Source organism: Devosia sp. MC521 (genome assembly GCF_014127105.1).
Lineage (GTDB): Bacteria > Pseudomonadota > Alphaproteobacteria > Rhizobiales > Devosiaceae > Devosia.
The window spans coordinates 2,030,656-2,055,627 of sequence record NZ_CP059902.1; the positions used below are offsets into that span (position 1 = coordinate 2,030,656).

Sequence of the window (24,972 nt, forward strand, 5' to 3'; positions counted from 1 at the left end):
CTGAATTTGCTTTGGTCTATACCTACCCACCGCTAACATGACCGAAACTAGATCGTAAACCACCGCAACAAACAAAGCGCGGCAGCCCTCGAACTAATGCCTCACGCACGCGCGTTCCAGTACGCAAATGCTACGCCTCCCCCTCGTCGTTATACCCCTCACCCAATCCGCAAAATCTCCACCTCACCACCCGCCACGCTCACCACATCGCCTTCCCCCTTCCCCATCAGCGCCCGCGCGACGGGTGAGCTGAACGAGATCGTGCCCGCCTTTGGGTCCGCCTCGTCCTCGCCAACAATGCGATAGGTCTGCACGCGGCCGTCTTCGCGCTCAAAGGTCACTGTCGTACCGAAGGCCACGACAGAGCAATCTACGGAATATTCCACCACCTGCGCCGTGCGAATGCGTTCTGAATAATAGCGAATGTCCCGATAAGGCGACGCCGCTTGCCGACGACGCTCATTGATATCCTCGATCACCATCGCCGTGTCATAAGCGTGTTTGGCCGCCAGCAGCTGCGCCTCCAGCGCCTCCAGCCCCGCTGCCGTCACCAGATTGGGACCATCCGGGATCGGACGATCCGGCAGCATGGTTTCCGATGCCGTTTCAGCACTGTCTTCTTTTGTAAAAGCCACGCTCATCGCGGAAACCTCAGTGAAATATCAGGAACTTCGCACGCCCTAAGGCCCCGCCGCGCCCATACGGCGCCAAGCCAGAGGCCAAACAATGCCAGCCATATGCCCATAATTGGCCAAAAAAAAGCGGACCGAAGCCCGCCCTTTCTCTCTGCTGTATGAGCAGGTCTTAAAATTCCCAGTCTTCGTCTTCGGTGGCGACAGCCTTGCCGATGACATAGCTCGAACCCGAGCCCGAGAAGAAGTCGTGGTTCTCGTCAGCGTTCGGCGATAGCGCCGACAGGATCGCCGCGTTGACCTGGCACGCTTCGGGCGGGAACAAAGCCTCGTAGCCGAGGTTCATCAGCGCCTTGTTCGCGTTGTAGTGGAGGAACTTCTTGACGTCTTCCGAAAGGCCAACGTCGTCATAGAGTTCTTCGGTGTAGCGGATTTCGTTGTCGTAAAGCTCGAGCAGAAGATCGTAGGCGAAATCCTTGATTTCCTGCTTCTTTTCAGCCGACAGCGTTTCGATTTCGCGCTGGAATTTGTAGCCGATATAATAGCCATGCACCGCTTCGTCGCGGATGATGAGGCGGATCAAATCGGCTGTATTGGTGAGCTTGGCGCGGCTCGACCAGAACATCGGCAGATAAAAGCCCGAGTAGAACAGGAAGCTTTCGAGGAAGACCGAGGCGACCTTCTTCTTGAGGCTATCCCCGCTCTCATACTGATCAAGGATCAGCTTGGCCTTGTGCTGCAGGAACTGGTTTTCTTCCGACCAGCGATAGGCATCGTCCACGTCTGGCGTCGAGCAGAGCGTTGAAAAGATTGACGAATACGAACGTGCGTGCACCGCCTCCATGAAGGAGATGTTCGACAGAACAGCCTCTTCGTGCTGGGTCTGCGCATCGCCCATCAGGCGGATCGAGCCGACACCATTCTGGATGGTGTCGAGCAGGGTCAGGCCCGTGAACACGCGGATCGTCAGCTTCTGCTCATGTGGGGTCAGCGTCGCCCAAGACGGTATGTCATTGGAAAGCGGCACTTTTTCCGGGAGCCAGAAGTTCGACGTCAGGCGGTTCCAGACCTCAAGGTCCTTCTCGTCCTGAATACGGTTCCAGTTGATCGCACGGGCAGCAACGATGGGGCGGAATGGTACGTTCATTGTTCTAAAATCCCGGTCAGAGCGCGCAGGAGACGCAACCCTGCACCTCCGTGCCTTCTAGCGCCAGCTGACGCAGGCGGATGTAATAGATTGTTTTAATGCCCTTTTTCCACGCATAGATCTGCGCCTTGTTGATATCGCGAGTGGTCGCGGTATCGCGGAAGAAGAGTGTCAACGACAGGCCCTGATCGACGTGCTGCGTTGCGGCAGCATAGGTGTCGATGATCTTTTCAGGGCCGATTTCATAGGCGTCCTGATAGTACTCAAGGTTGTCGTTCGTCATGAACGCAGCCGGGTAGTACACGCGACCAATCTTACCTTCCTTACGGATTTCAATCTTGGACACGATCGGGTGGATCGAGGAGGTCGAGTGATTGATGTAAGAGATTGATCCCGTTGGCGGAACGGCCTGCAGGTTCTGGTTGTAAAGGCCGGTCAGACGCACCTTAGCTTCCAGATCCTTCCAGTCTTCCTGGGTCGGAATGTGAATGCCAGCGTCTTCAAAGAGCTTTGCCACACGTTCGGTCGCAGGCGTCCATTCCTGGGTCGTGTACTTGGTAAAGTACTCGCCCGAAGCATATTTCGAGTTCTCAAAACCCTTGAAGGTTTCGTTCCGCTCAGTCGCAATCTGGTTAGACGCGCGAATGGCGTGATAGGTCACGGTGTAGAAGTAGATATTGGTGAAATCCACACCCTCTTCCGAACCGTAGAAAATGCGTTCACGAGCCAGATAGCCGTGCAGGTTCATCTGGCCAAGGCCGATGGCATGGCTTTCAGCATTGCCCTTGGCAACCGATGGAACCGAGCTGATATTGCTCATGTCAGACACAGCCGAGAGGCCACGGATCGCGGTTTCAATCGTCGTGCCAAAGTCCGGAGAATCCATTGCCGCAGCAATGTTTAGCGAACCGAGGTTGCACGAAATGTCCTTGCCCATGTGCTCATAGGACAGGTCTTCGTTGAACACCGAAGCGTCGCTCACCTGCAGAATTTCCGAGCACAGGTTCGACATGGTGATGCGACCGGCAATCGGGTTCGCCTTGTTCACCGTGTCTTCGTACATGATGTACGGATAGCCGGATTCAAATTGAATTTCGGCGATCACCTGGAAGAATTCACGAGCCTTGATCTTCTTCTTGCGAATGCGCTTGTCGGCCACCATTTCGCGGTACTTTTCAGTGACCGAGATTTCGGTGAACGGCACGCCATAGACGCGTTCCACGTCATAAGGCGAGAAGAGATACATATCTTCGTTGTCGCGCGCGAGCTCGAAGGTAATATCGGGAATAACCACGCCCAGCGACAGCGTCTTGATACGGACCTTTTCGTCCGCATTTTCGCGCTTGGTGTCGAGGAAGCGCATGATGTCTGGGTGGTGGGCATGCAGATACACTGCGCCCGCGCCCTGACGCGCACCGAGCTGGTTTGCATAGGAGAAGCTGTCTTCGAGCAGCTTCATCACGGGCAGCACGCCCGAAGACTGGTTTTCGATATGCTTGATCGGCGCGCCCATCTCACGAATGTTCGTGAGGCTCAGCGCCACGCCGCCGCCGCGCTTCGAGAGCTGCAGCGCCGAATTGATCGAGCGACCGATGGATTCCATATTGTCTTCAACGCGTAGCAGGAAGCACGACACGAGTTCGCCGCGCTGCTTCTTGCCAGCATTGAGGAAAGTTGGGGTTGCTGGCTGGAAACGGCCGGAGATGATTTCATCAACCAGCGACGTCGCCAGCTTTTCATCGCCGCGCGCCAGGGCCAGCGCCACCATGCAAACGCGATCTTCGTAGCGCTCGAGATAGCGCTTACCGTCGAAGGTCTTGAGCGTATAGCTGGTGTAATATTTGAACGCGCCGAGGAAGGTCGGGAAACGGAACTTCTTGTCGAAGGCGTGGTCAAACAGATCGCGCACGAAGTTGAACGCGTACTGATCGAGCACTTCCTGCTCGTAGTAGCCCTCTTCGCACAGATAGGTCAGCTTCTCGCGCAGATTGTGGAAGAACACTGTGTTCTGGTTCACATGCTGCAAGAAGAATTGATGCGCCGCTTGACGGTCCTTATCGAACTGAATGTGGCCCTCTTCGTCATAGAGGTTCAGCATGGCGTTCAGCGCATGGTAATCCAGCGACTGATCTTGCGCCTGCGACGGACGTTCTAGTGTGAGCTGGTCCAAAACCGTTCGAGTCCCTGTATGACGTTGGCGACATCCTCATCCGTTCCGAGCAATTCGAAACGATAGAGGAGCGGTACGGAGCATTTCTGCGAGACGATATCGCCCGCCAAACAATAACCCGTACCAAAGTTCGTATTCCCCGCGCCGATCACGCCACGGATAAGGCCACGATTACTGGCCACATTGAGAAACCGGATAACCGGTTTCGGCACAGCCCCCTTCCCGTCCCCGCTGCCATATGTCGGCAGCACCAGTACGAAGGGCTCGCTCACCACGGGTGGGTCGCTCGCGGCATCCACCGGCAATCGTACGCTTGGTAAACCGAGCTTGACGACGAAGCGGTGAGTGTTTTCCGAAGTACTGGAATAGTAGACGAGAGAAGCCATGCCCGGGGCGCGGCTTAAGCGAGAGCGCCGATCATATCCGGACGGAAACCAGCCCAGTGCTGATCACCAGCCACCACCACTGGAACCTGACGGTAGCCCATCTGTTCAACGCGAGCGTAGGCATCTGCATCTTCAGAGATGTCGACGATAGTGTAATCAAGACCCTTACGGTCCAACGCACGCGTGGTCGCGGTGCACTGTACACATGCTGGCTTGCTGTAAACTGTAATGCTCATCGATAAACCTCGACAGGTTGTATGACGGGTAGTGAGCAGTTCGGCGAGATCGTCATCGCCCTATTCCGCCCCAGCCCCCGCCGGTGGACAATTGGCGCCTAAGCGATCTCAACCGGCATCCAAATTTGCGCCCGAATTTGTCCTCCCCAACCTCACGGCTCGGTGACAAACGCGACGCAAACTCAACGCTTACAGTTGCGGAATTTCGGTAGGTCTGAATAGTCAGCTTACCGTCCTTCCCTCACTCCAACTCTAGGCGAGCAGGAGTGTCTCAGACGCTATATATAGTATGCCGATACGCTGGCGCTTCAACCGTTCTTCGCACACGACAAGGGCTAATTCGGGCTTGACGGCATTTCGTGATCGGACCCGTTCGAATCGCGGTTCCGTGAAACACCCGGAAGCCCTCGGCTCTTGCCACCGTGAAGCAAAAACATCGCTCTTGATGTATACCAAAACTGTCTCGATAACCTGCCGTATAGCGATACATTTTGAGGGGATGAACTATGGGGAATACGCGCAAACTTCGCTGGGGGATTCTCTCCACAGCCAACATCGGCATGCAAAAAGTCACCCCCGCGATTATGAAATCGGCGCATTCCGAAGTCGTCGCCATTGGATCGCGAAATCTGGACCAAGCGCAGCGCGCGGCCAATAAACTGGGCATTCCTAAGGCTTTTGGGTCCTATGAAGAGCTCATAAGCTCCCCAGATATCGACGCAATTTACAATCCGCTGCCCAATCACCTGCATGTCGAGATGACGCTCGCCGCCAACGCAGCGGGCAAGCATGTGCTCTGCGAAAAGCCGGTTGCGATCACTGCTGAAGACGCAAAGCGCCTGCGTACGGCGCGTCCAGACCGACTCATCTTGGAAGCCTTCATGGTGCGCTTCCATAAGCAATGGCTCCGCGCCCGCGAAATCATGCGCTCGGGCGAATTGGGCGAAGTGCGCGCCGTTCGCTCGGTCTTCACCTATTACAATGCCGACCCAAACAACGTCCGCAACAAGGCCGACATCGGTGGCGGAGGCCTACTAGATATAGGGTGCTACCCCATCACGGGCGGTCGCTTCTTCTTCGAGAGCGAACCACTACAGGTAGTATCCCTCGTGGATCGCGACGCCAATTTCGGCACAGACCGTCAGGCGTCCGTCATTGCCGATTTCGGCAATGGTCGTCAGCTTACCTTCCTCGTTTCAACCCAGTTGGCGCCCAATCAATCGCTTGAACTTCTGGGCACTAAGGGCCGCGTCGAACTGATCATTCCGTTCAATGCGCCAGCCGATACGCCAACAGCTGTATTGGTTGATGAAGGCAAGGCTCTTGATGGATCGATGGCCCGCCGCGAGATCATGTCGGCCTGTGACCAGTATACGGAAATGGCCGAGGCCTTCGCCTTGGCGGCTTTGGGAGAAGGCACCCTGCCCTATGGCGTTGAGGACGCGATCCGCTCGATGCACATCCTCGACGCTATCTTCGAAAGTGAAAAGACCGGTGCCTGGGCACCGGTCAAGAAAGACTAATTAGCGCTTTGGTGGACGGGGTTGGCTTGGGCCGCCCCGTCGATCTGCCCCCGGACGAGCCGCTGGCTTGCCCGGGGTCGGGCGGCCAGACGTTGGGCGACCCGCAGTGGGCTTGCCCCCGACCGGCTTACCTGCTGCACCACGCCCTGCACTGGGCTTGCCCGCTGGCTTCCCTGCACCCTTAAAGCCAAGCTTGCCACCGCCCTTGCCGACTTTGCCTGCCGCAAGGCGCTCGGCGCGACGCGAGCCTTCGGCCCGGCGTTCTGCCAAACGTGTTGGCGAATTGCGCTTGTCCTGCAAAGCACGCGCACCACCAGTTGGGCGCTTCGCCTCACCATCGTCAAAACGCGCGCCGCCAGCGCGAGCCGGTTTCTTGCCTTCAAACTTACGGCCTTCCGGGCGCTTGAAGCCGCCCCCTGCCGGACGACCGGCGCCTTCCGTCCGTGGCGCACGCTCGCGCTCAACAAAACCTTCGGGCATCGGCGCATCGCGCCATTCGCCCGGCGCCAGTCCGTCCACCGTCCAATCGCCAATAGCCCAGCGCACCAAACGCAGGGTTGGGAAGCCGATAGCTGCCGTCATGCGACGGACCTGACGGTTGCGTCCCTCGGTAATGGTCAGCTTCAACCAAGTATCGGGCACACTTTTACGGAAACGAACGGGCGGATTGCGCTCCCAAAGCTCTGGCGGATCAATCCGCTCGACCTTGGCCGGACGGGTCTTGCCGTCATTGAGTTCAACCCCGCGCGCCAGCTTACGCAGCACGTCGTCACTCGGGTTGCCCTCGACCTGCACCAGATAGGTCTTTTCTTTTTTGAACTTCGGCGAGGAGATTTGGGCATGCATCGTGCCGCTGTCGGTCAAGATCAGCAGCCCTTCGCTATCCTTATCGAGGCGACCAGCCGCATAGACATCGGGCACGTCCACGAAGTCGGATAGGGTCTGCTCCCCGTCGCCATTGGTGAATTGGGTAAGCACCCCATAGGGCTTGTTGAGGAGTATAAGACGCGCCATCGACCTGACCAATAATGAATTGCCCCCTTAGTGCGGGTCCTGCGCCACAAATGGAAGCAAAATTCTTCTCATTCACACGCTAGACAGGTCCAAATAACGAGCGCTTGATCGCCACCGGCGCCAGAAAGCTTTTGGGAGGGGCAAAAATGGAACGTCATTACGGTTGGGTCATCGTTGCGGCGGGGGCCGTAATTACCTGCCTCGCAATGGGTGCCATGTTCGCCCTGCCCGTATATCTCCAACCTATGGCAGACGAAACCGGCTGGTCTCGAGCGGGGATTTCCGGCGCCATGACTGTTGGCTTTATCGTCATGGGTATCGCTGGCTTTGTCTGGGGCACCATCACCGATCGCATTGGCGCTCGACCCGTTATCGTCACCGCTGCGGTCATTCTCGGACTAGGCCTCTTCATCGCCAGCCTCACAGAAAATCTACTCGTCTTTCAATTCGCTTACGGCGGACTTGTCGGCGCCGCAGGTGGCGCTTTCTTTGCGCCCTTGATCGCCACCACATTGGGCTGGTTCGACAAAAACCGCAGCCTTGCTGTGTCGCTCGTCACCCTGGGCGCAGGGGTCGCGCCCATGACCATGACGCCGCTCGCCACCATATTGATAGAAGCAATTGGCTGGCGGCAGTCGATGGCCGTCATCGGTCTGACCGCCGTGGCCGTCATCATTCCCTTAGGATTTCTCATCCGCAGCGCACCGCACGTGCAGTTGCAACCATCGAGCAGCGACATTGCTCCGGCTGCAAAAGAACCCAGCCGTATTGGCGAAATCTTCCGCACACCGCAGTTCATCATTCTCGCAGGCGTGTTCTTTCTCTGCTGCGCCGCTCATTCTGGCCCGATCTTTCACACGGTCAGCTACGCCATATTGTGCGGGGCGACGCCTTTAGCGGCGGCAAGCATCTATAGTGTTGAGGGCCTGGCCGGGCTCGGCGGGCGCGTTCTCTTTGGCCTTATGGGAGACAAGCTCGGCGTGCGTCGCGTTATCGTCGGCGGCCTAGCGCTACAAGCGATCGGCATCTATTGCTATATTTACGTCACCGAGCTGCAGCACTTCTACATGCTGGCCGTCGTTCTCGGCCTCGTCTACGGCGGCGTGATGCCGCTCTATTCCGTTCTGGCGCGCGACTATTTCGGCCCCAAAGTTATGGGCACCGTGCTAGGCGGCATAACCATGACCTCCTCTATAGGCATGGCTTTCGGCCCGGTCGGCGGCGGGTATCTCTACGACACCTATGGCAGCTACCACTGGCTCTATATCGCCTCGGCTGCTGTTGGTGTTGGCGCAGCTCTGCTGGCTCTGGTGTTCCCGCCTAAATCAACCAATGACGATTTGGCAACGCCGCAACCGGCCTGATCACCAGCTCGGCGGCCAATAGACATTGTCGGCAAAATCACTCGGAATGGGCGACATGCGCGAAAGTGCATTCGCCGCGAGATCGATCTCCTTGCACTGCCGCTGCACCCGCATGGGCATCGGATTGCCCGAGACATATTCTTCCATCTGCCATTGCTCGATATTCAGTACCGCTTTGCGACGCCGCGCTTCGGCAAAAACCTCTTCTATGCCGATAAGCCGATTAGCAGCGACAAATTGGCCGTTCTCGGTCCACTCGCGCCTATTCACGAAGTCAGTATAACGCATAACAAACACCCCAGTACGAAGGTGATTTCACGCCGAAAGTCTTACTGAATACCAAACGATCCTTGCTTCGTGATCACAACTGCGCTTAGGCAAGGGCATGACTATTCTCTATCTCATGGCCGCGCCTGCAGAATATGGCCCACACCTGCAAAAGCGTATTTCACCTGTCATGATCGGCATTGGTCCGGTCGAGGCGGCCGTGGGCACCATGCGTGCTCTCGCCGAACGCGCGACCAATCTTCCGACGCTGGTCGTTTCTTTGGGCTCTGCCGGGTCGCAGCGCCTTAATCAATGTGAAGTGTATCAAGCGACCTCGGTCGCTTATCGCGATATGGACGCCACAGCGCTAGGCTTTGAAAAGGGCCTAACACCCCTCGCCGATATCCCGATCACCATGCCCTTGGCACCACACGTGCCGGGCCTGAAGCCCGCCACGCTTTCGACAGGGGCAAATGTTGTGTCGGGTGCCGCTTATGACCGCGTAGCTGAAGATATGGTCGATATGGAGACCTTCGCCGTCCTGCGAGCTTGCCAGAGTTTTAGCGTGCCGCTGATCGCCTTGCGCGGCATCTCAGATGGCAAGTCAGACGTCACCGAACTCGCTCACTGGACGCAATATCTCCATATCGTAGACGAGAAACTGGCCGAGGCCGTCGATATCATCCAGGCCTATTGGGCCAACCGCGCCTAGACCTCTGGATCTTGGTCTTTCTCGCGCTCCGCCTTTTTATCGCGGCGCGAGCGGCTCCAGTTGTTGTACCAGCGATTACCGCGCAAAACCGTGTAGTTCACCGGCTTCTGCAGGAAGATCAGATCAAGCGCCAGCAGCAGCAACCCGAGCGGCAACATCCACACGCCGAGCACCGGCAGGAAACTAAAAATCCCGCCGAAGACGAGGAGAATGCCCAAGGGGACGCGGATAATCCGCGCCTCTGGGCGACGCACGCGCGCCAACCATCGCGCCGCGAACGGCGGTATGCTCCGCTCCAGCCTATCAAACAGACGGTTCAGTCGCTGCGCACTCTTGTTCATTTGAGCACCTCTCATCTTCTTCTAAATGGCGCTGCACTGTGTTCGTTCAAGGGCAAGTCGGAACCTGCAGCCATTCTATCTCGTTGATTGGCAAAACGAGGATGACCATGACCATTGACGACATCTTACTCCGCCTCGGCGTTCGCCCAAAGAAGCGTGGACTTGAAGCCCAGCTCGAAAACCTGCGCCGCGACATCCGCAAACTGAGCCATAGTGCGACAAATCACGCCGGGCATTTGGCCGGTTCGGTTTCTCACAGGGCATCCCATGTCAGCGATGAATGGGGCGACAGCCTTGCCGATCTCACCAGAGAAGCCGCACGCTATGGCACCCAAATCGCTGAGACCGCAGGAGAACAATCGCGTCGCGCCGTACGCGCCGTCAAAAACGATCCGCTACCGGTTATCGCTGTCATCGGCACGATCGTATTGCTGAGCACCCTGCTTCGCAGCAAGTAATTGGATTTTAACCACATCTCTGAGGCTTTTCTTAAGCGTAACCGGGCAATTTCTGCCCAAGAGCTGCTTATGCACTAGTCTCGGAGATGGTCCATGCCCCGCCTGTCCAGCGCCCTATTGCGCCTCACCGCTGTCGCTATCACAGCGTCGACCCTTGGCGGGTGTTCTTTCCTCGGCATGAATTTCGCTTGGAACCAGATGAGCGAAAAAGAATGCATGATGCGCGCGATGTATTTCGAATCCAATCGCTCCAGCGCCGAGGGCATGCTTGCGGTCGGTACTGTTGTGGCCAATCGCGTAAACGATCCGCGCTATCCTAAATCCGTATGCGGCGTTGTCGGGCAGAAGAACCAGTTCGCTCAGGGCGTACTCACCAAGCCGATGACGGACAGCGGCGCTGTGCTCGCCTCACAGGTTGCAGACTCGGTGATGCGCGGCGATCGTCACCCCGGCGTGCAAAATGCCCAGCACTTCCACACCGCAGGGCTCAGCTTCCCGTACAACAACATGCACTACGTGCTCGAAGCGGGCGGCAACGCCTTCTATGAGAAGCGCTCGACCCGCTAAAACCCTTTGCTCTGGCGCAGCACGTAGCCAATGACCACGGCCATGGCCTCATAAAGCTCAACGGGAATTTCCTCGTCGAGGTCGACCCCGCTCAGCGCCTCTGCCAGTATCGGGTTGGTTTCCACGAGCACGCCGTGCTCTTCGGCCAGCTCGATAATCTTCTCAGCGACAAAGCCACGGCCCTTAGCAACAACGCGCGGGGCCTCGAGTGCCCCCTCCTCATATTGCAGAGCGACCGCGATCCGCGGCTTGGTGGGCATTGCGTCATCGCTCATGTCGTCGCATCCACATAGCTATGGCCGGCAGCGCGTTCCGGGCTGGCTGGAGCCCCGACACGCACAATCACCGCGCCCGGTTGTAGTCCGACGCTCTCAAGCCCCGTTTGCAGCTGTTCAATGTGCTCTTTAAGCGCCTGCCCCGTCGCTTCTTGATCGGCCCAGATCAATACGTTGGTCCGCTTGCCACGCAGAGACAACTGCGCGCCGACTTCGCCCTGCTCGGCCAAATGGATTGCGAAACGAACCTGCCATCCGCGGTCGGCGGTTGGTGTCTCCTCTTCGGGCGCTTCCCCCTGAATTTGAAGGCTCAGCACCGTGTGGTGCCCGGCGTATTGCACCGGGATATCAAGGCTCCACGATTGATCCTGCCGCCCCACAGTTTGGCTTTGGTCCGGCATGGAAGCCCCTTGATGCAAGCGCAAGCGCGCCAGACTGGCCTCAGTCCGATCGAAAAGGATCTTGCCGATCTCGGTCGGATCGCGCGGTAGGCCATTGGCATCCTCACGATGCTGCCGCACCCGTGGATTGAGCCCCTTGAGCGGCGGAGGCAATTGCGACAATTGCTGCACCATCTCCGCATTACTCCCGAGCCATGCGCCGAGGGCGCGCTGCAGGCCCAGAAGTGATCCTTTGAGGTCGCCATTTGCGCTTTGCGCCTGACCAGCCCCTAGGAGTGTCTCATGGAAAATGCCCGATTGTTTGACGGCATTTTTGAGCACGAGCGGATCGATTGCGCCACCATCCAGATTCATCTGCTGGCCGAACACGCCCTGCGCCGCTTTCAGCACATCAGGCGGCAGAGGCACGCGGCCAGCGACCGCCGAAATGACCGAATTCAACGCCGCAACACTGTTCTGCTTTGGCAACGCTTGCGACACCATTTGCGCCACTGCCGCTTGCGCATTGGCAGTGGCCTGTGCGCTCGCGCTCAGCGGCGTCGCTGCGGAGGCCGCAGGATTGGCCGGCACCCCATCAGCACGCGCTGGCGAGCCTAGATTCGCCTGCCCAAACGGCTGCCCCGACGACGACATCCCATAAGGCGGGCGGTCACCCAGTTGTGCCGCCCCACCAGCATCAACCGCTGCGATAACGGGCATCGGCGCAGGCTGGTAGGCCACCGTCCCCTTCACAAAGGGCGGAACGGCAGTGGCAATAGGCAGCTGTGGCGGCGCATCAGAGCGCGCTCCTGCCTGGGGATTGGAATATTGCTGGTGCGTCGGTGCGTAAGTCTGTGCTGGCGGCGTCGGCGGCGGCAGCGGAGCACCCGGGGGCAAGGCCTGCGGCGTCACCGGAGCGCCACCATTGCTCGGCCCTGGCGGCGGCAAGGTCACATGCTGCGCCAAGGGCGAAAGCTGCACCTGCGTCGCGGGCGGATTAACCGGCAAAATGGGGGAGCCTGCTGGCGAACTGGTCGGCGGCGCCAGCGTATTTGTCACGGCCGGGGTGACCGAGAGCAGCGAAACCCGAACCTGCCCTTCAACTTGCTGAACCGCTAAAGTGAGCGTCGTACCAACCGGCTGGGCCGCGGGCAGTTGCAGTGTCATGGTCTGCCGCCCGACCTGAACTTCCGTCGAGCCATTGGGCAGCTGGCCAACCACGCGCGCTTCCACAGTCTGCCCCTGTTGACGGGCCAGAGCCTGAACGGCTGCTACACTTGGAAGATCAGTAGTGACACTCATAGATGGACTGCCTCCAACCGCGCCTGCGGTTGCATCAGTCTAACCTATCATTATCAGATTGAGAGTCCGCGAATTTTAATCGCGGATATCTTTATATTCCTTAGTGACAGGCTTGCCGCGGAACGTCACCCAAAAGAAATTTAGCGTGTAAGTTCCAGCAGTTGCGAAGACGCCTTCCTTCTCCAGACGACGACCCGAGGTCTTCATCCGCAGCTTATAGGTCCACTTAACATTGCCAACACGCGACAGGCGCACCGCCACGTCGGTGTCTTCACCGAAGAATTCGATTTCGCGATTATAACCGCCGACATCGGCCCAAGCCTGACGCTTGAACACGAAATTGCCGCCCTGCACCACAGAACCGACGCGCAGGATGTAGCGGTTGAGGATATAAATCAGCTTGGTCAGCAGATAAAAACCGCCAATCATCGCACGGTTGTGCCACGCCATATCGTAATAGATATAGGGGCCGGAAACGCACACCAGCTTTGGATCTGCCGCGTATTCGCGCATCACCACATCCAGCCAGCCTTCGGGCACGATGGTATCGCTGTCGATATTGGCGACGAGATCATAGCCCTCGCTCGCGGCAAAGCCCGCGTCGCGCGCATTGACCAGCCCCTTCTTGGGCTCATCAACCACGGTGACACCATCGAAACTGCGCGCAATCTCGCCGGTCCGGTCGGTCGAAGCGTTATTGACCACAATCACGTCGGCAGGAATGCCAGCGCGCTTAATTTCAGCCAGCACAGATTGGAGGCACTGACCAATCAGCACTTCTTCATTGTAGGCCGGAATAACAAAAGCAAGCTTCATAAGGCACCCTTGCCGCAGACAGTGCGGCGTTTATTAGGTTAACGCACATACAGTGATGCGCCCGTATCGGCAACACCGAGCATGTCATCAAATGGCGCTTTTGGAACCGATATTGCGTTGAGGCTTTTGCAAGTGGTGGCGTGATACGCCGAGAATGCAACAAAACCCGCCGGGGACCATGGCACATAGCGACGACACTTCACCGCGGGAAAAGCGTGTCCCGGCCCACCCATTTACCCGGTTCCGATCTCTCCTGCGCATCCTCTACCACGGCCAGTCGCCTCTGGCCGTGCGGTTTCAGGCAACGATTCTGGTCGTCGACCTTGCCATCATCGGCTTCTTTATCGCCACTCCATTCCTGCGCGAATCCAGCACCTATATCTGGCTCGACTATTCCATCGCGGCGCTTTTGGGTCTCGATCTCGTCGCGCGAGGCCTCGCGTCAACGCATCCATTGCGTTGGGCGCGGCAGCTGCCGGTTGTGATCGACATCTTTATTCTGATCACCCTTTTGGCGCCAACCTGGCTCTTCAACTTCGGCTTCTTGCGCATACTGCGCCTATGGACCCTCTCGAAGTCCAACTTCTTCTGGCGTGATTTGGAAAAGCACGGGCTTTCGGACTATCGCGAGACCATTCAGGCGATCATCAACCTTCTGGTCTTCATCTTCGTGGTCACGGGGTTCGTCTATACCGCCTTCGCCAAGCGCGATTCCGACATCAATGGCTATATCGACGCGCTCTACTTCACCGTCACCACCATGACGACGACAGGATTTGGCGACATTACCTTGCCCGGCCCCTTCGGAAAGCTGGTGTCGATCGTCATTATGATCATCGGCATTTCGCTGTTCGTGCGCCTCGCGCAGCTGGTGTTCCGCCCGCACAAGGTCGCCTTCCCCTGCCCGCAATGCGGCTTGCGTCGGCACGAGCCCGACGCCATCCACTGCAAGGCCTGCGGCCACATCCTCGCCATTCCCGACGACGGCCACGACTGAGCTATTTGATCACCGGCAGGCGAATGCGGAAACTTGCGCCGGGTAACACGCCCGGCACAAGCTCCAATGTGCCGTTCATCCGCGTCACGATCTGGCGGCTAATGGCAAGCCCCAGACCCGCGCCACCTTGATCCCCGCTTCCCTCCACACCGCGCCAGAATTTCTGGAACACGAGCTTGCGGTTATGCTTGGAGATCCCCGGGCCGTTGTCAGAGATTTCGACCACATATTTGCCCGCGCGCACCGAAGAGGAAATCCGCACCAGCGGCTCCTCCGCATCGTTGTATTTCACGGCGTTGGAAATGAGATTGATGAACACCTGACACAGACGGTCAGCGTCCCCCTCGATCATGGTCACATGTGCGCGCTCACCCAGTTCGAGCCGCATCCCCCGCTGCCGCAACAGCGCATCGCAAACAGTGATGGCACGATCGAGCGCAATTTCCGCATCAACGGGCTGGTTTTGCCAACTCCGCTCCCCACGCTCCAGCGCACTCAAATCCAAGATTTCATCCAGCAATCGCGTTAAGCGCAGGCTCTCTTGATGGATGGTGGTGGTGAACTTGCGCCTTTGCCCATCGTCCAAATCGCCCGCTTCCAGCAGGATTTCAGAGAACGAACGGATGGAGGTCATCGGCGTGCGCACCTCATGGCTCACCTGGCTTAGGAACTCGTCCTTCTGACTATCCAGCTCGCGCAACTGCGCATTGGCATCCTCCAGCTTGCGCGCCGTCACCCGCAACTCCGCCGAGGTTTTCTCCAATTGCTGCGAATATTCAATGACTTGCTGCGTTTCATCAGCCATCTGCATCATCTCTTCGAGCGACACGTCACCACCGGCCACAACCTTAGACAGCATAACGTGGGCCGACGATGCGCCAATCGAACCCGCCAGTTCGCGCTCAAGTCGCCCGATAAACTCCGGCGTTGGCTCAAGCAGCGCTGGCTCCACCCCACTCTCGCGCGCCGCGCTTTCAAAAAGTGCCGCAGCCCGCCGATCCCCCAGCACCCGCTCTGCCACAAAGTAGAGATCATTTGCGGTCGCCGACCCGCGCATAAAATTATGCTGCAGGAGATTGCCGCGCTTGAACACATCGACAAACGCCGTCGCCTGAATGCGCTCCAAGGTTGAAGGGGTCGTGATCAGAGACCCAATGATCAGCACAGCGATGTTGACCGACAGGCTCCAGAAGGTGGCATGAGCAAGGGAGTCCCAGCCTTCAAGCCCAAACATGGCTTCCGGTCGCAACCAGCTTATGCCCCAAGGCCCAGCCTGCAACAGCGCCGAAACCGAAGGCGAGACGCTCTCAAAAGAGGGCAGGAAGCAGCACCATGCCCAAACAATAAAGCCAGTGAGAATGGCCGTCGTCACCGCCTTAAGCGATGCGTCCTTCCAAAAGATCGCCGCCAGAAGCGACGGGAAAAACTGCGCAATTGCGGCGAATGAAATCAGCCCAATCGGCGCCAGCGCATCGCTGTCCCGCGTGAAGAAATAATAGAAGAAACCGAGCGACAGGATCAGAACGATTGACAATCGACGGGCTGGCAGCAGCACATGGCTCACCCCTTGCCCGTCTGAGTTTTGCCCCGCCGCAGTGAAGCGGAGCACCAGCGGCATAATGATATGGTTCGAGACCATGATCGAGAGCGCGATCGACTCCAGAATGATCATCGACGTCGCCGACGAGAACCCGCCGATAAAGGCAAACAGCGCCAAACCTGTCTGCCCCGATTGCAGCGGAATAGTCAGCGCGAACATATCCGGATTTGCGCCCGGCTCCGACACCGTCAGCCCATAGATTGCGATGGGCAGAATAAAGACGCTCATCAGCATCATATAGGCCGGGAACACCCAGCCAGCGACGCGCAGATGATCCTCATTGGAGTTCTCAACCACCGTTACCTGAAACTGTCGCGGCAGGCAGACAATCGCTGCCACCGACAAGATCATGGTCGTGATCCAACGACTATCAAAGCTGTGCCGCGTATCGAGCACGATGCCACTCTCAGCAGCGCGGGTGAAAATACCCTCAAAGCCGCCCCCGATGTAGACCACAAAGAGCCCCACCGCGACCAAGGCGACGAGTTTGACAACCGCTTCAAAGGCAATAGCGGCAACAACCCCGTGGTGCTGCTCCTTGGCGTCGACATGCCGTGTGCCAAAGAGAATTGTGAACAGCGCCATCCCGGCGGCAATGCCGAAGGCGAGGCCTATGTCGTCAATCCCCTTCAAACTGCCTTGACCGAATTCAGACGCGCCAGCAACGGCCTGAATAGACGATGTCACCGCCTTCAATTGCAGCGCGATGTAAGGCGCAATCCCCACCACGGCGATGCAAGTGACCAAAACGCCCAAGCGGCTCGACTTGCCGAAGCGCGACGACAAAAGGTCGGCGACCGAGGTGATGCGATGGATATGACCAATCCGCACCAATCGCCTCAAAAGGAAATACCAGCCGACGAACACCAGCGTTGGCCCGAGGTAAATCGTCAGGAATTCCAATCCACTACGGGCCGCGTTTCCCACCGCACCATAAAAGGTCCAACTGGTGCAATAGACCGAAATGGAGAGCGTGTAGACCAGCGAGGAGTTAAGCCAGGATTTTTGCCCCTGCCGCGCGCGCCGATCCCCGACATAGGCCAAAAGGAAAAGCAGGCCGACATACGCTATAGCTGTCGCGATGACGAAATCAGCTGACAGCATTGCCCTACCCGCCTTCGCCCTTGCGCCCGCGCTTGCGGCCCACAGCTGCGTTCAAAACAGCCGTCGCAGCTATCATCAGCGCCCATACCGCAAAGAGATAGGCGACAATGTTGGGAATGCCGAAGATATGGGCTGGATGATTGAACAGATGCACAAACGGTGGCAGCACCAGCAGCGCTGAGCCAATCGTCAGCACAAAAAGACCCGCAACCAGTTTGCGGCGTCCCTCAACCATCTTCGCCCAACAATTGCCGAACCACGCCCACCACCTCAGCATTGGCATAGGGCTTGGTTACAAAGGCATCTGCGCCCAGATCTTCGGCAATGCGTCGATCCTGCTGCTGGCCTTTTGCAGTCAAAATGAGCACGGGCAGGTCCCGCGTACTCGCTTCGCTGCGCAGCTGTTTGAGCACATCAAAGCCACTGCGCTTCGGCAGCATAACGTCGAGCACCAAAATGCGAGGGCGATTGAATCGCACTCTTTCCAAGACGGCGTCGCCATCGGTCACTGATTCAATATTCCACCCCGCACGGCGCAGAATAAAGTCGAGCGAATCCAATATGCTTGGCTCATCTTCGGCAATCAAAACATCGATAGCCAATTTCCCCCCTTGCCCGCAGTCTCCCCTCCGCAGGCAGGACTAGTTACGCATAATCAAGGCGCGGAGCCAAGGGTAAATCCATCAGGCACCAGCGCGGTCCGCATGGCTGGCACACTCCCAGAGGGGCCCATCGCTTCCTCTTGGCGGCTGGTGCAATCGGCCCGCGTACACAATCGGCAGCTTGGCCCAACTGGCACGTCGGCCGCGCTATCGGCCAAATTCATACCCCTGCCATAAACGGTGCGATCCACATGCAGCACGTCACACGCCAGCATCACCGAGGCCATGACCGGCACTTCATGAAACGCCGCAGACCGCCGCTGCACAGTGCGCGCCAGAAACAAATATCGCCCTCCGTCCGAGAACTGCACCAACTGCCGCACCGGCACGTCGGGCGTACGGAAAGCCCCATAGATCGCCCAAAGCGGACACGCATGTCCCGAATATGGCAGCAGCAAGCCCGGCAATGGAAAGTGCTTGGTGAGCCGCCCTGCAGGATCGGACCGCAAAAAGCCGAAGGGTATGCCTTCCTCACCGTGCCGTCTCAACGTCACGAGGCGATGCGCCACCTGCTCATAGCTGGCGTTAAAATGCTGGCGCAGCGCGTCAATATCATAGGCCGCCGCTTCCGCCGCCGCCAGAAACTGAGAATAGGGAAACACGATCGCCCCGGCGAGATAGGACCCAAGCGCCCGACGCGCGAGACGCAACGCCTCTTCTGTCGTTAGCTTGAAACTGGCCATCTCGCGATCGATCACATCCGCGGCTGTCATTTCCCCAAAGAGCCGCGCCAGCTGAAACTGCCGCGTCGCAAGCGTGCTCGCCCCTTGCAGCCAGAGAATGTTGCTCGGCGGATCAAACCGATACTGCCCGGGGAAATCCGTCCCGCGCCCCGGCGCTTTCCCGCCCACGACAACGCGCACCCCGAATTTATCTTCCAGCAGCCGCGTCAGCGTGGTCATGCCAAAGCCCCCGCCCGCCTCGATCTGCAAGCGCAAACCCATCGCCGCGTCTTCCAGCGACTGGAAATAATTCTCTCGCTCGATAAGAAGATCGTCGATCTCGCGCGCCGGCGAAACACTGCGCCGCGCATCGCTGGCGTTTTCAAAGTGACCGATGAGATTGCGCGCCAGATCGCTTAAACTGCGGGTTTCACGCCCAATTGCATCAACAAACCGCCTGCGCTCCGCTTCTCCCAAATCTGGCACATCTTCGAGAATTTCCGCCCCAGAGCGCACAGCGGTAATGCTCGACAACACTTGGTGCAGCAATTGCGCCAGCAAGGGGTCGGATCGCAAACGGTCTGCATAGCTGTCAGCGTGCTCAAGGGCCTGCGCATAGGCTCGATGAACCCGTGCGATTGCCATAGCGCTGGCCGGATATTGCGCGACAAGATTGCGTTGCTCATCCGGCTGGAACGGCAGTGAATCAAGCAGCGGATCGGCGTAAATTTCTTCGAGGTCTGAGAGCAGTTTGCTTTCCGCCTCGCCGGTCAGATCATCAATATTGATGTTCAGCTCATGGGCAATGCGCTGCAGGAGCGCCCCCGCAACGTCGCGCTTATTGTTCTCGATCAAATTCAGATAGCTGGGTGAGATCCCAATTTTACGCGCCAGATCCGCCTGAGAAATCTTCAAAGATTTCCGCGCATTACTGACCCTAAACCCAATCGGCGCACGCATTTTCCGCCCCCATCACAACAGCGATCAGTAAATGAATTTACAAATACCAGGCACCACAAGGTCAAGTCTTTACAAAATATTCGAGCTTTTACAATGACCTATTGTCGAGATTTTCTAATCGCGTGAATACTGCGGTGTGCGGTGAGCCATTGGCAAAGTATCAATTGCCCCGCGCGCAAAGGAGGAGATCAATGACACTACTCACGCGTGGATTGAACCGACGCAGGGTTTTGCAGACTGGCATGGCGGGCATCATCGGTACCGGTGTTGCTCCTATGGTGTTCACCCAGGGGGCTTGGGCTCAAGAGTTCTGCAACAACCCGACTGGTGACACTGTTACCATCGGCCTCAACCTGCCCCTGACCGGCGCTTACGCCGAAGAAGGTGCTGACGAACAGAAAGCTTATGAGCTGGCAATTGCGCACCTGAACGGTGAAGGCGATGGCGGTCTGCTCAATGTGCTCACCCCGACTGCCCTCAAGGGCAACGGCATCCTCGGCAAGAAGGTCGGCTATGTGTCGTCCGACAGCCAGACCAAATCCGACGTGGCGCGTGCTGGTGCCACCCGCATGATCGAACGCGACGGCGCAATCATGATCACCGGCGGTTCGTCCTCTGGTGAAGCGATTGCGGTGCAGAGCCTGTGTCAGGAACTCGGCATCATCTTCATGGCCGGTCTAACGCACTCCAACGACACCACCGGCAAGGACAAGCGTCGTTATGGCTTCCGCCATTTCTTCAACGCTTACCAGTCCGGTATCGCTCTTGGTCCAGTTCTTGGCGAGCAGTATGGCAAGGCCCGTCGCGCCTACCACCTCACCGCCGACTACACTTGGGGCTGGACCCAGGAAGAATCGATCAAGGCTGCTACCGAAGCACTCGGTTGGGAAACCGTTGCCGCCGTTCGCACCCCGCTCGGCTCGTCCGACTACTCTCAGTACCTCACCCCAATTCTGAACTCGGGCGCGGACGTACTGATCCTCAACCACTACGGCCTCGACATGGTGAACTCGCTGCCACAGGCAGTTCAGTTCGGCTTGCGTGACCGTCAGGCAAACGGTCACCAGTTCGAAATCGTCACTCCGCTCATCTCCGAGTTGATGGCGAAGGGCGCTGGCGAAGCTGTTCGTGGCGTCTTCGGCACCTCGAACTGGCACTGGAACCTGCAAGACCCAGGCTCTATCGCCTTCACCAAGTCGTTCGGCGCTGCATACGGCTCGCCGCCGTCACAGGCCGCGCATACGGCCTATGTGCAGATGCTGCTTTACGCAGATGCCGTTGAACGTGCTGGCACCTTCTATCCGCCAGAAGTCATCAAGGCCCTCGAAGGCCATGAGTTCGACGGCATGGGTAACGGCAAGACGCTCTACCGCGCTGAAGACCACCAGTGCATGAAGTCCGTTCTTGTGGTGCAGGGTAACGCCGCTCCGACCAGCGAATTCGACGTTCTCAACGTCGTTCAGGAAGTCGATCGCGAAACCTCGACCTACGACGCCTCGATCTTTGGCGGCGAACTCGGCCCGGCAGAACCCGCGCCTATGTGCGCGTAAGAGGCCTCTGGCCTCTTCTGACACACCGGTCAGCACTGTGATCAGCCCTCTCCCTTCGCGGGGAGAGGGCAAGCTCTCAATGACCACACGGCGCATCGGTCAAAGCGTAGGACGCTCCTCATGTTCGAAGTTATCTTTCTGCAATTTCTCAATGGGCTTGATAAGGGCGCGGCATACGCGCTGATCGCCCTTGGGCTCACCCTGGTGTTCGGCACCCTCGGCGTGGTCAATTTCGCCCACGGCGCCCTGTTCATGCTCGGCGCATTCATCGCCGTCACCGTGCGCATGTTCCTCACCCTGGAAACAGTCACGCTTGATCCAGAAAAACTCTCCCCCTGGGGTGCGCCGCTGGAAATCCGTGAGCCGCTGGTACAGGCCTGGCTTGGCGATTTCGGTGCCGTGCTGGTGAACTATTCCGTGCCAGTTTCCATCATCGTTGCCATCCCGATCATGCTGGTCATTGGCATCGCGCTCGAACGCGGCATCATCAAGCATTTTTACAAGCGTCCTCATGCCGAACAGATCCTTGTCACCTTCGGCCTCGCCATTGTGGCGCAGGAAGTGATCAAGTCGATCTTCGGCCCCAATCCAATGCCACAGCCCATGCCTATCGAGCTGCGTGGTGCCGCCGATATCGGCGCTTGGCTTGGCATGCAGGCCAATATCATCACCTACCCCATCTGGCGTTTGGTCTACTTCCTCTTCGCCGCAGTGATCATCGGTGGCGTGTTCGCCTTCCTCCAGTTCACCACCTTCGGCATGGTCGTTCGTGCTGGCATGGCTGATCGCGAAACCGTTGGCCTTCTGGGCATCAACATCGACCGTCGCTTCACCATCATGTTCGGGCTCGCCGCCGTCGTCGCGGGCCTGGCAGGTGTCATGTATACGCCGCTGCTGCCGCCCAACTATCACATCGGCATGGACTTCCTCGTCCTCTCCTTCGTGGTCGTGGTTGTGGGTGGCATGGGGTCTCTGCCTGGCGCGGTTGCCGCTGGCTTTATGCTCGGCATCCTCCAGTCCTTCGCTTCCATGAACCAGGTGAAGGCCGTCTTCCCCGGCATCGACCAGATCATCATCTATCTGATTGCCGTTGTTATTCTACTCGTGCGTCCACGTGGTCTGATGGGCCGCCGCGGCGTCATGGAGAGCTAAGATGAACCTATCCATGTCCCGTCAGGACCTCACCCTCTTCCTCGGTTTTACCGCCGTCGTCCTGCTCATGCCGATCTGGCTGGCGCCCTTCGGCGCGTCCTACCCGGATTTGATGCAGCGCTTCATGATCTTCGGCATCATGGCCGTTGGTTTCAACATCCTCTTCGGCCTCACCGGCTACCTCAGCTTTGGCCACGCCGCCTTCTTTGGCGTGGGCTCCTACACTGCCGTCTGGTCTTTCAAATTGCTCACGCTCGACGTGATCCCGGCGATTATCTTTGCCATCATCGTCTCGGGCCTGTTTGCTCTGGTCATCGGCTTCCTCTGCCTCCGTCGTTCGGGGATCTATTTCTCGATCCTGACCCTCGCTTTTGCGCAGATGAGCTACAACCTCGCCTATTCGGTACTGACCCCGATCACCAATGGTGAAACCGGGCTGCAACTCACCCTTGGCGACACCCGTGTCGTCGACGCAATGGTTGGCCATACCTATGTCGGCCAGCCGGTTCCGACCTTCCTCGGTTCGCAAATGGGCGGCCTCGGCGGCTTTTACTTCTGCGCCGTCTTCCTGATCGTCGCTTTCTTCATCGCCCAGCGCATTGCTGGCTCGCCATTTGGCATGATGCTGAAATCGATCAAGTCCAACCAGACGCGCATGCAGTTCACCGGCTTTAACACCCGCCCCTATGCGCTATCGGCTTTCGTCATCTCGGGCATGTATGCCGGTCTCGCCGGTGCACTCCTCGCCGTAACCGACCCACTGGCAGGCGCTGAACGCATGCAGTGGACCGCATCGGGCGAAATCGTGCTCATGACCATCCTTGGTGGTGTTGGCACGCTCGTTGGCCCAGTCATCGGCGCTTGGGTGATCAAGTATTTTGAAAACATCTTGTCGGCACTCAACGACAACGTTCTCAAAGCCTTCTGGAGCTTCTTGCCCGATGGTGTGGCCGATGTGGTCGTCACCATCACCAGCAAGTTCGTTGGCGACGGTTGGCACCTCACCTTGGGCCTTGTCTTCGTGATCATCGTGATCTTCCTGCCTGGTGGCATCATGGAAGGCGCTCGCCGCGTCAACAATGCCATCACGAAACGCCGTGGCGGTCAGCGCCGCGCCGCACCACAAGCTGCTGAATAGGAGAACGTATAATGAGCACTCCAAACGTCGTTCTCCACGTTGCCGACGTCCACAAGCGCTTCGGTGGCCTGCACGCTCTGGCCGACATCGACCTTGCGGTTGAGGAAGGCAAGACCCACGCGATTATCGGCCCCAATGGGGCCGGTAAATCCACCCTGCTCAACGTCATCATCGGCAAGCTCGCCCCCACATCCGGGCAAGTGGTCTTCGATGGTGCCAATCTCACCGGCAGAAAACCCTATGAGATCAATCAGCTGGGCATCGCCCGCGTGTTTCAGACGCCCGAAATCTTCGCCGATTTGAGTGTTCTGCATAACGTCATGATCCCGGCCTTCGCCAAGCGCGATGGCCAGTTCACCCTCAACATGCTGCGTTCACTCGATAGCGAAACCATCATTCGCCAAGAGGCCGAGCACATGCTGGAGGATGTGGGCATGCTCAATCGCCAGCATATGCAGGCGGGCAGTCTCAGCCGTGGCGACAAGCGTCGTATGGAATTGGCCATGTGCCTTATCCAGCACCCACGCCTGCTGCTGCTCGATGAGCCAACCGCTGGCATGAGCCGCCACGATACCAACACCACGATCGAGCTCCTCAAGAAGATCAAAAGCCGTGGCATGACCAAGGTGATCATCGAGCACGACATGCATGTGGTGTTCTCGCTAGCCGACAAGATCTCCGTGCTCGCGCAGGGGCGTATCATCGCTGATGGCACCCCTGACGAAGTGCGCGGCAATCCCAAGGTGCAAGAAGCCTATCTCGGAGGAACCCACTGATGAGCGCGGTTGCAATGCAAATGGACACAACAACCTCACACGCCGCGGCCATGGAAACGTCCCGCCCGTTTTTCTCCGTGCGCGACATCCACGCCTACTACGGTGAAAGCTACATCGTTCAGGGCGTTAGCCTCGACATCCGCAAGGGCGAAATCCTCGCCCTGCTCGGACGCAACGGCGCTGGCAAATCTTCAACACTGCGCACCATCGCCCGCACCGCCAATCCGCACATGCGACAAGGGGAAATCTGGCTCGACGGTGAACCCGTCCATGCCATGAAAAACTTTGAGGCGGCGCGCGCGGGCATTCAGCTGGTGCAGGAAGATCGCCGCATCATCCAGGGACTCACCGTCGAAGAAAACATCAAGCTGGCTAAGGTCGCGCCCGGCAACGGCTGGAGCCTTGAACAGATCTATGAGAGTTTTCCGCGCCTTGCTGAGCGTCGCATGCAGGAAGGCGTCACGCTTTCCGGTGGCGAACAGCAGATGCTGGCCATTGCCCGCGCTCTGGCCCGCAATCTCAAGCTGCTGCTCCTTGACGAGCCCTACGAAGGCTTGGCCCCGGTGATCGTCCACGAAATCGAGCGCATTCTGCATTCGATCAAGCCTTTGGGCATCACCACCATCATCGTTGAACAAAACGCCGTTGCAGCGCTCAAGCTGGCCGACCGCGCCGTCATTCTCGACACGGGTGAAGTGGCGTTCGCCGGCACCGCCAAGGAAGTCCTCGATAACACCGAACTCCGCCACGAATATCTGGCGATCTGATCTTTCTCTCTCGG

25 protein-coding genes and 1 pseudogene are annotated in these 24,972 nt (G+C 58.1%); 11 read left to right on the forward strand and 15 right to left on the reverse strand.

Features of this window, described 5'->3' with window-relative positions; genetic code table 11:
* Nucleotides 1-158 precede the first annotated feature (158 nt).
* The 5 genes from greA to nrdH all read right to left on the reverse strand — a co-directional run bounded on the left by greA (nt 159) and on the right by nrdH (nt 4,571).
* Nucleotides 159-641 carry a transcription elongation factor GreA gene (greA, locus tag H4N61_RS09600; protein ID WP_169196371.1) on the reverse strand — a complete coding sequence of 161 codons (483 nt, stop codon included), beginning with the start codon at nt 639-641 and terminating at the stop codon, nt 159-161.
* Nucleotides 642-804: 163 nt separating this feature from the next.
* On the reverse strand, nt 805-1,779 hold the full coding sequence (gene nrdF, locus H4N61_RS09605; RefSeq protein ID WP_169196370.1) for a class 1b ribonucleoside-diphosphate reductase subunit beta: 975 nt from the start codon (nt 1,777-1,779) through the stop codon (nt 805-807).
* A 16-nt stretch (nt 1,780-1,795) separates the two neighbouring features.
* On the reverse strand, nt 1,796-3,949 hold the full coding sequence (gene nrdE, locus H4N61_RS09610; RefSeq protein WP_169196369.1) for a class 1b ribonucleoside-diphosphate reductase subunit alpha: 2,154 nt from the start codon (nt 3,947-3,949) through the stop codon (nt 1,796-1,798).
* The gene (nrdI, locus tag H4N61_RS09615; protein ID WP_169196368.1) at nt 3,931-4,335 is read right to left on the reverse strand and encodes a class Ib ribonucleoside-diphosphate reductase assembly flavoprotein NrdI; all 405 of its coding nucleotides are present in this window, start codon (nt 4,333-4,335) and stop codon (nt 3,931-3,933) included. Before nrdI ends, nrdE begins: the two co-directional genes overlap by 19 nt.
* A gap of 14 nt (nt 4,336-4,349) precedes the next feature.
* Entirely contained in the window at nt 4,350-4,571 is a 222-nt protein-coding gene (nrdH, locus tag H4N61_RS09620; protein WP_169196367.1) for a glutaredoxin-like protein NrdH, read from the reverse strand.
* 506 nt (nt 4,572-5,077) lie between these two features.
* Here nrdH and H4N61_RS09625 point away from each other — a divergent pair.
* Entirely contained in the window at nt 5,078-6,094 is a 1,017-nt protein-coding gene (locus tag H4N61_RS09625; RefSeq protein ID WP_182393880.1) for a Gfo/Idh/MocA family oxidoreductase, read from the forward strand.
* Here H4N61_RS09625 and H4N61_RS09630 read toward each other — a convergent pair whose 3' ends face one another.
* The gene (locus H4N61_RS09630) at nt 6,095-7,108 is read right to left on the reverse strand and encodes a pseudouridine synthase (protein WP_169196365.1); all 1,014 of its coding nucleotides are present in this window, start codon (nt 7,106-7,108) and stop codon (nt 6,095-6,097) included.
* 146 nt (nt 7,109-7,254) lie between these two features.
* Between H4N61_RS09630 and H4N61_RS09635 the strand changes: the two genes are divergently transcribed.
* Nucleotides 7,255-8,472: an MFS transporter gene (locus H4N61_RS09635; RefSeq protein WP_169196364.1), complete on the forward strand. Its 1,218-nt coding sequence runs from the start codon at nt 7,255-7,257 to the stop codon at nt 8,470-8,472.
* On the opposite strand, the gene H4N61_RS09640 is transcribed toward H4N61_RS09635, so the two are convergent.
* Nucleotides 8,473-8,760, reverse strand: coding sequence for a hypothetical protein (locus H4N61_RS09640; RefSeq protein ID WP_169196363.1), 288 nt, complete (start codon nt 8,758-8,760; stop codon nt 8,473-8,475).
* 97 nt (nt 8,761-8,857) lie between these two features.
* On the opposite strand from H4N61_RS09640, the gene H4N61_RS09645 reads away from it, so the two are divergent.
* Entirely contained in the window at nt 8,858-9,451 is a 594-nt protein-coding gene (locus tag H4N61_RS09645; protein ID WP_182393881.1) for a 5'-methylthioadenosine/S-adenosylhomocysteine nucleosidase, read from the forward strand.
* Here the strand turns inward: H4N61_RS09645 and H4N61_RS09650 are convergent.
* Complete coding sequence (locus H4N61_RS09650) at nt 9,448-9,792, reverse strand: hypothetical protein (protein WP_199368465.1); 345 nt, start codon at nt 9,790-9,792, stop codon at nt 9,448-9,450. The genes H4N61_RS09645 and H4N61_RS09650 overlap by 4 nt on opposite strands.
* A gap of 107 nt (nt 9,793-9,899) precedes the next feature.
* Here H4N61_RS09650 and H4N61_RS09655 point away from each other — a divergent pair, with 107 nt between their 5' ends.
* A complete protein-coding gene (locus tag H4N61_RS09655; RefSeq protein ID WP_169196360.1) occupies nt 9,900-10,250 on the forward strand; it encodes a hypothetical protein in 351 nt (116 codons plus the stop codon).
* Nucleotides 10,251-10,343: 93 nt separating this feature from the next.
* Nucleotides 10,344-10,808: pseudogene (locus tag H4N61_RS09660) on the forward strand (cell wall hydrolase); the annotation flags it as partial.
* Nucleotides 10,809-10,813: 5 nt separating this feature from the next.
* Here the strand turns inward: H4N61_RS09660 and H4N61_RS09665 are convergent.
* The 3 genes from H4N61_RS09665 to H4N61_RS09675 form a co-directional block, all read right to left on the reverse strand.
* Complete coding sequence (locus H4N61_RS09665; RefSeq protein WP_169196358.1) at nt 10,814-11,092, reverse strand: EscU/YscU/HrcU family type III secretion system export apparatus switch protein; 279 nt, start codon at nt 11,090-11,092, stop codon at nt 10,814-10,816.
* On the reverse strand, nt 11,089-12,774 hold the full coding sequence (locus H4N61_RS09670; protein ID WP_169196357.1) for a flagellar hook-length control protein FliK: 1,686 nt from the start codon (nt 12,772-12,774) through the stop codon (nt 11,089-11,091). Before H4N61_RS09670 ends, H4N61_RS09665 begins: the two co-directional genes overlap by 4 nt.
* 75 nt (nt 12,775-12,849) lie before the next feature.
* The gene (locus tag H4N61_RS09675) at nt 12,850-13,590 is read right to left on the reverse strand and encodes a glycosyltransferase family 2 protein (protein WP_169196356.1); all 741 of its coding nucleotides are present in this window, start codon (nt 13,588-13,590) and stop codon (nt 12,850-12,852) included.
* A gap of 178 nt (nt 13,591-13,768) precedes the next feature.
* Here H4N61_RS09675 and H4N61_RS09680 point away from each other — a divergent pair, with 178 nt between their 5' ends.
* Complete coding sequence (locus H4N61_RS09680; protein WP_169196355.1) at nt 13,769-14,587, forward strand: potassium channel family protein; 819 nt, start codon at nt 13,769-13,771, stop codon at nt 14,585-14,587.
* A gap of 1 nt (nt 14,588) precedes the next feature.
* Here H4N61_RS09680 and H4N61_RS09685 read toward each other — a convergent pair whose 3' ends face one another.
* From H4N61_RS09685 to H4N61_RS09700, 4 genes are read right to left on the reverse strand one after another with little or no spacing between them, the layout of a single operon-like run.
* On the reverse strand, nt 14,589-17,291 hold the full coding sequence (locus H4N61_RS09685) for a sensor histidine kinase (protein ID WP_169196354.1): 2,703 nt from the start codon (nt 17,289-17,291) through the stop codon (nt 14,589-14,591).
* A 4-nt stretch (nt 17,292-17,295) separates the two neighbouring features.
* Nucleotides 17,296-17,526, reverse strand: a complete 231-nt coding sequence (locus tag H4N61_RS09690) for a hypothetical protein (protein ID WP_169196353.1) — start codon at nt 17,524-17,526, stop codon at nt 17,296-17,298.
* Nucleotides 17,519-17,893: a response regulator gene (locus H4N61_RS09695; protein ID WP_182393882.1), complete on the reverse strand. Its 375-nt coding sequence runs from the start codon at nt 17,891-17,893 to the stop codon at nt 17,519-17,521. Before H4N61_RS09695 ends, H4N61_RS09690 begins: the two co-directional genes overlap by 8 nt.
* Before the next feature lie 53 nt (nt 17,894-17,946).
* Nucleotides 17,947-19,575 carry a short-chain fatty acyl-CoA regulator family protein gene (locus H4N61_RS09700; protein ID WP_282567592.1) on the reverse strand — a complete coding sequence of 543 codons (1,629 nt, stop codon included), beginning with the start codon at nt 19,573-19,575 and terminating at the stop codon, nt 17,947-17,949.
* A gap of 191 nt (nt 19,576-19,766) precedes the next feature.
* Between H4N61_RS09700 and H4N61_RS09705 the strand changes: the two genes are divergently transcribed.
* The 5 genes from H4N61_RS09705 to H4N61_RS09725 all read left to right on the forward strand — a co-directional run bounded on the left by H4N61_RS09705 (nt 19,767) and on the right by H4N61_RS09725 (nt 24,958).
* Nucleotides 19,767-21,125: a substrate-binding protein gene (locus H4N61_RS09705; protein ID WP_169196350.1), complete on the forward strand. Its 1,359-nt coding sequence runs from the start codon at nt 19,767-19,769 to the stop codon at nt 21,123-21,125.
* A 120-nt stretch (nt 21,126-21,245) separates the two neighbouring features.
* Entirely contained in the window at nt 21,246-22,277 is a 1,032-nt protein-coding gene (locus H4N61_RS09710; protein WP_169196349.1) for a branched-chain amino acid ABC transporter permease, read from the forward strand.
* Between the two features lies 1 nt (nt 22,278).
* Entirely contained in the window at nt 22,279-23,415 is a 1,137-nt protein-coding gene (locus H4N61_RS09715) for a branched-chain amino acid ABC transporter permease (protein WP_169196348.1), read from the forward strand.
* A gap of 11 nt (nt 23,416-23,426) precedes the next feature.
* Complete coding sequence (locus H4N61_RS09720; protein ID WP_182393884.1) at nt 23,427-24,191, forward strand: ABC transporter ATP-binding protein; 765 nt, start codon at nt 23,427-23,429, stop codon at nt 24,189-24,191.
* Between the two features lie 50 nt (nt 24,192-24,241).
* Nucleotides 24,242-24,958: an ABC transporter ATP-binding protein gene (locus H4N61_RS09725; protein ID WP_248306078.1), complete on the forward strand. Its 717-nt coding sequence runs from the start codon at nt 24,242-24,244 to the stop codon at nt 24,956-24,958.
* Nucleotides 24,959-24,972: the final 14 nt, after the last annotated feature.

What these genes read in the sequence shown, in the direction of transcription:
- greA (WP_169196371.1), bottom strand. Translation starts at nt 641, where the DNA reads ATGAGCGTGGCTTTTACAAAAGAAGACAGTGCTGAAACGGCATCGGAA.
- nrdF (WP_169196370.1), bottom strand. Translation starts at nt 1,779, where the DNA reads ATGAACGTACCATTCCGCCCCATCGTTGCTGCCCGTGCGATCAACTGG.
- nrdI (WP_169196368.1), bottom strand. Translation starts at nt 4,335, where the DNA reads ATGGCTTCTCTCGTCTACTATTCCAGTACTTCGGAAAACACTCACCGC.
- nrdH (WP_169196367.1), bottom strand. Translation starts at nt 4,571, where the DNA reads ATGAGCATTACAGTTTACAGCAAGCCAGCATGTGTACAGTGCACCGCG.
- H4N61_RS09625 (WP_182393880.1), top strand. Translation starts at nt 5,078, where the DNA reads ATGGGGAATACGCGCAAACTTCGCTGGGGGATTCTCTCCACAGCCAAC.
- H4N61_RS09630 (WP_169196365.1), bottom strand. Translation starts at nt 7,108, where the DNA reads ATGGCGCGTCTTATACTCCTCAACAAGCCCTATGGGGTGCTTACCCAA.
- H4N61_RS09635 (WP_169196364.1), top strand. Translation starts at nt 7,255, where the DNA reads ATGGAACGTCATTACGGTTGGGTCATCGTTGCGGCGGGGGCCGTAATT.
- H4N61_RS09640 (WP_169196363.1), bottom strand. Translation starts at nt 8,760, where the DNA reads ATGCGTTATACTGACTTCGTGAATAGGCGCGAGTGGACCGAGAACGGC.
- H4N61_RS09645 (WP_182393881.1), top strand. Translation starts at nt 8,858, where the DNA reads ATGACTATTCTCTATCTCATGGCCGCGCCTGCAGAATATGGCCCACAC.
- H4N61_RS09650 (WP_199368465.1), bottom strand. Translation starts at nt 9,792, where the DNA reads ATGAACAAGAGTGCGCAGCGACTGAACCGTCTGTTTGATAGGCTGGAG.
- H4N61_RS09655 (WP_169196360.1), top strand. Translation starts at nt 9,900, where the DNA reads ATGACCATTGACGACATCTTACTCCGCCTCGGCGTTCGCCCAAAGAAG.
- H4N61_RS09665 (WP_169196358.1), bottom strand. Translation starts at nt 11,092, where the DNA reads ATGAGCGATGACGCAATGCCCACCAAGCCGCGGATCGCGGTCGCTCTG.
- H4N61_RS09670 (WP_169196357.1), bottom strand. Translation starts at nt 12,774, where the DNA reads ATGAGTGTCACTACTGATCTTCCAAGTGTAGCAGCCGTTCAGGCTCTG.
- H4N61_RS09675 (WP_169196356.1), bottom strand. Translation starts at nt 13,590, where the DNA reads ATGAAGCTTGCTTTTGTTATTCCGGCCTACAATGAAGAAGTGCTGATT.
- H4N61_RS09680 (WP_169196355.1), top strand. Translation starts at nt 13,769, where the DNA reads ATGGCACATAGCGACGACACTTCACCGCGGGAAAAGCGTGTCCCGGCC.
- H4N61_RS09685 (WP_169196354.1), bottom strand. Translation starts at nt 17,291, where the DNA reads ATGCTGTCAGCTGATTTCGTCATCGCGACAGCTATAGCGTATGTCGGC.
- H4N61_RS09690 (WP_169196353.1), bottom strand. Translation starts at nt 17,526, where the DNA reads ATGGTTGAGGGACGCCGCAAACTGGTTGCGGGTCTTTTTGTGCTGACG.
- H4N61_RS09700 (WP_282567592.1), bottom strand. Translation starts at nt 19,575, where the DNA reads ATGCGTGCGCCGATTGGGTTTAGGGTCAGTAATGCGCGGAAATCTTTG.
- H4N61_RS09705 (WP_169196350.1), top strand. Translation starts at nt 19,767, where the DNA reads ATGACACTACTCACGCGTGGATTGAACCGACGCAGGGTTTTGCAGACT.
- H4N61_RS09710 (WP_169196349.1), top strand. Translation starts at nt 21,246, where the DNA reads ATGTTCGAAGTTATCTTTCTGCAATTTCTCAATGGGCTTGATAAGGGC.
- H4N61_RS09715 (WP_169196348.1), top strand. Translation starts at nt 22,279, where the DNA reads ATGAACCTATCCATGTCCCGTCAGGACCTCACCCTCTTCCTCGGTTTT.
- H4N61_RS09720 (WP_182393884.1), top strand. Translation starts at nt 23,427, where the DNA reads ATGAGCACTCCAAACGTCGTTCTCCACGTTGCCGACGTCCACAAGCGC.
- H4N61_RS09725 (WP_248306078.1), top strand. Translation starts at nt 24,242, where the DNA reads ATGGAAACGTCCCGCCCGTTTTTCTCCGTGCGCGACATCCACGCCTAC.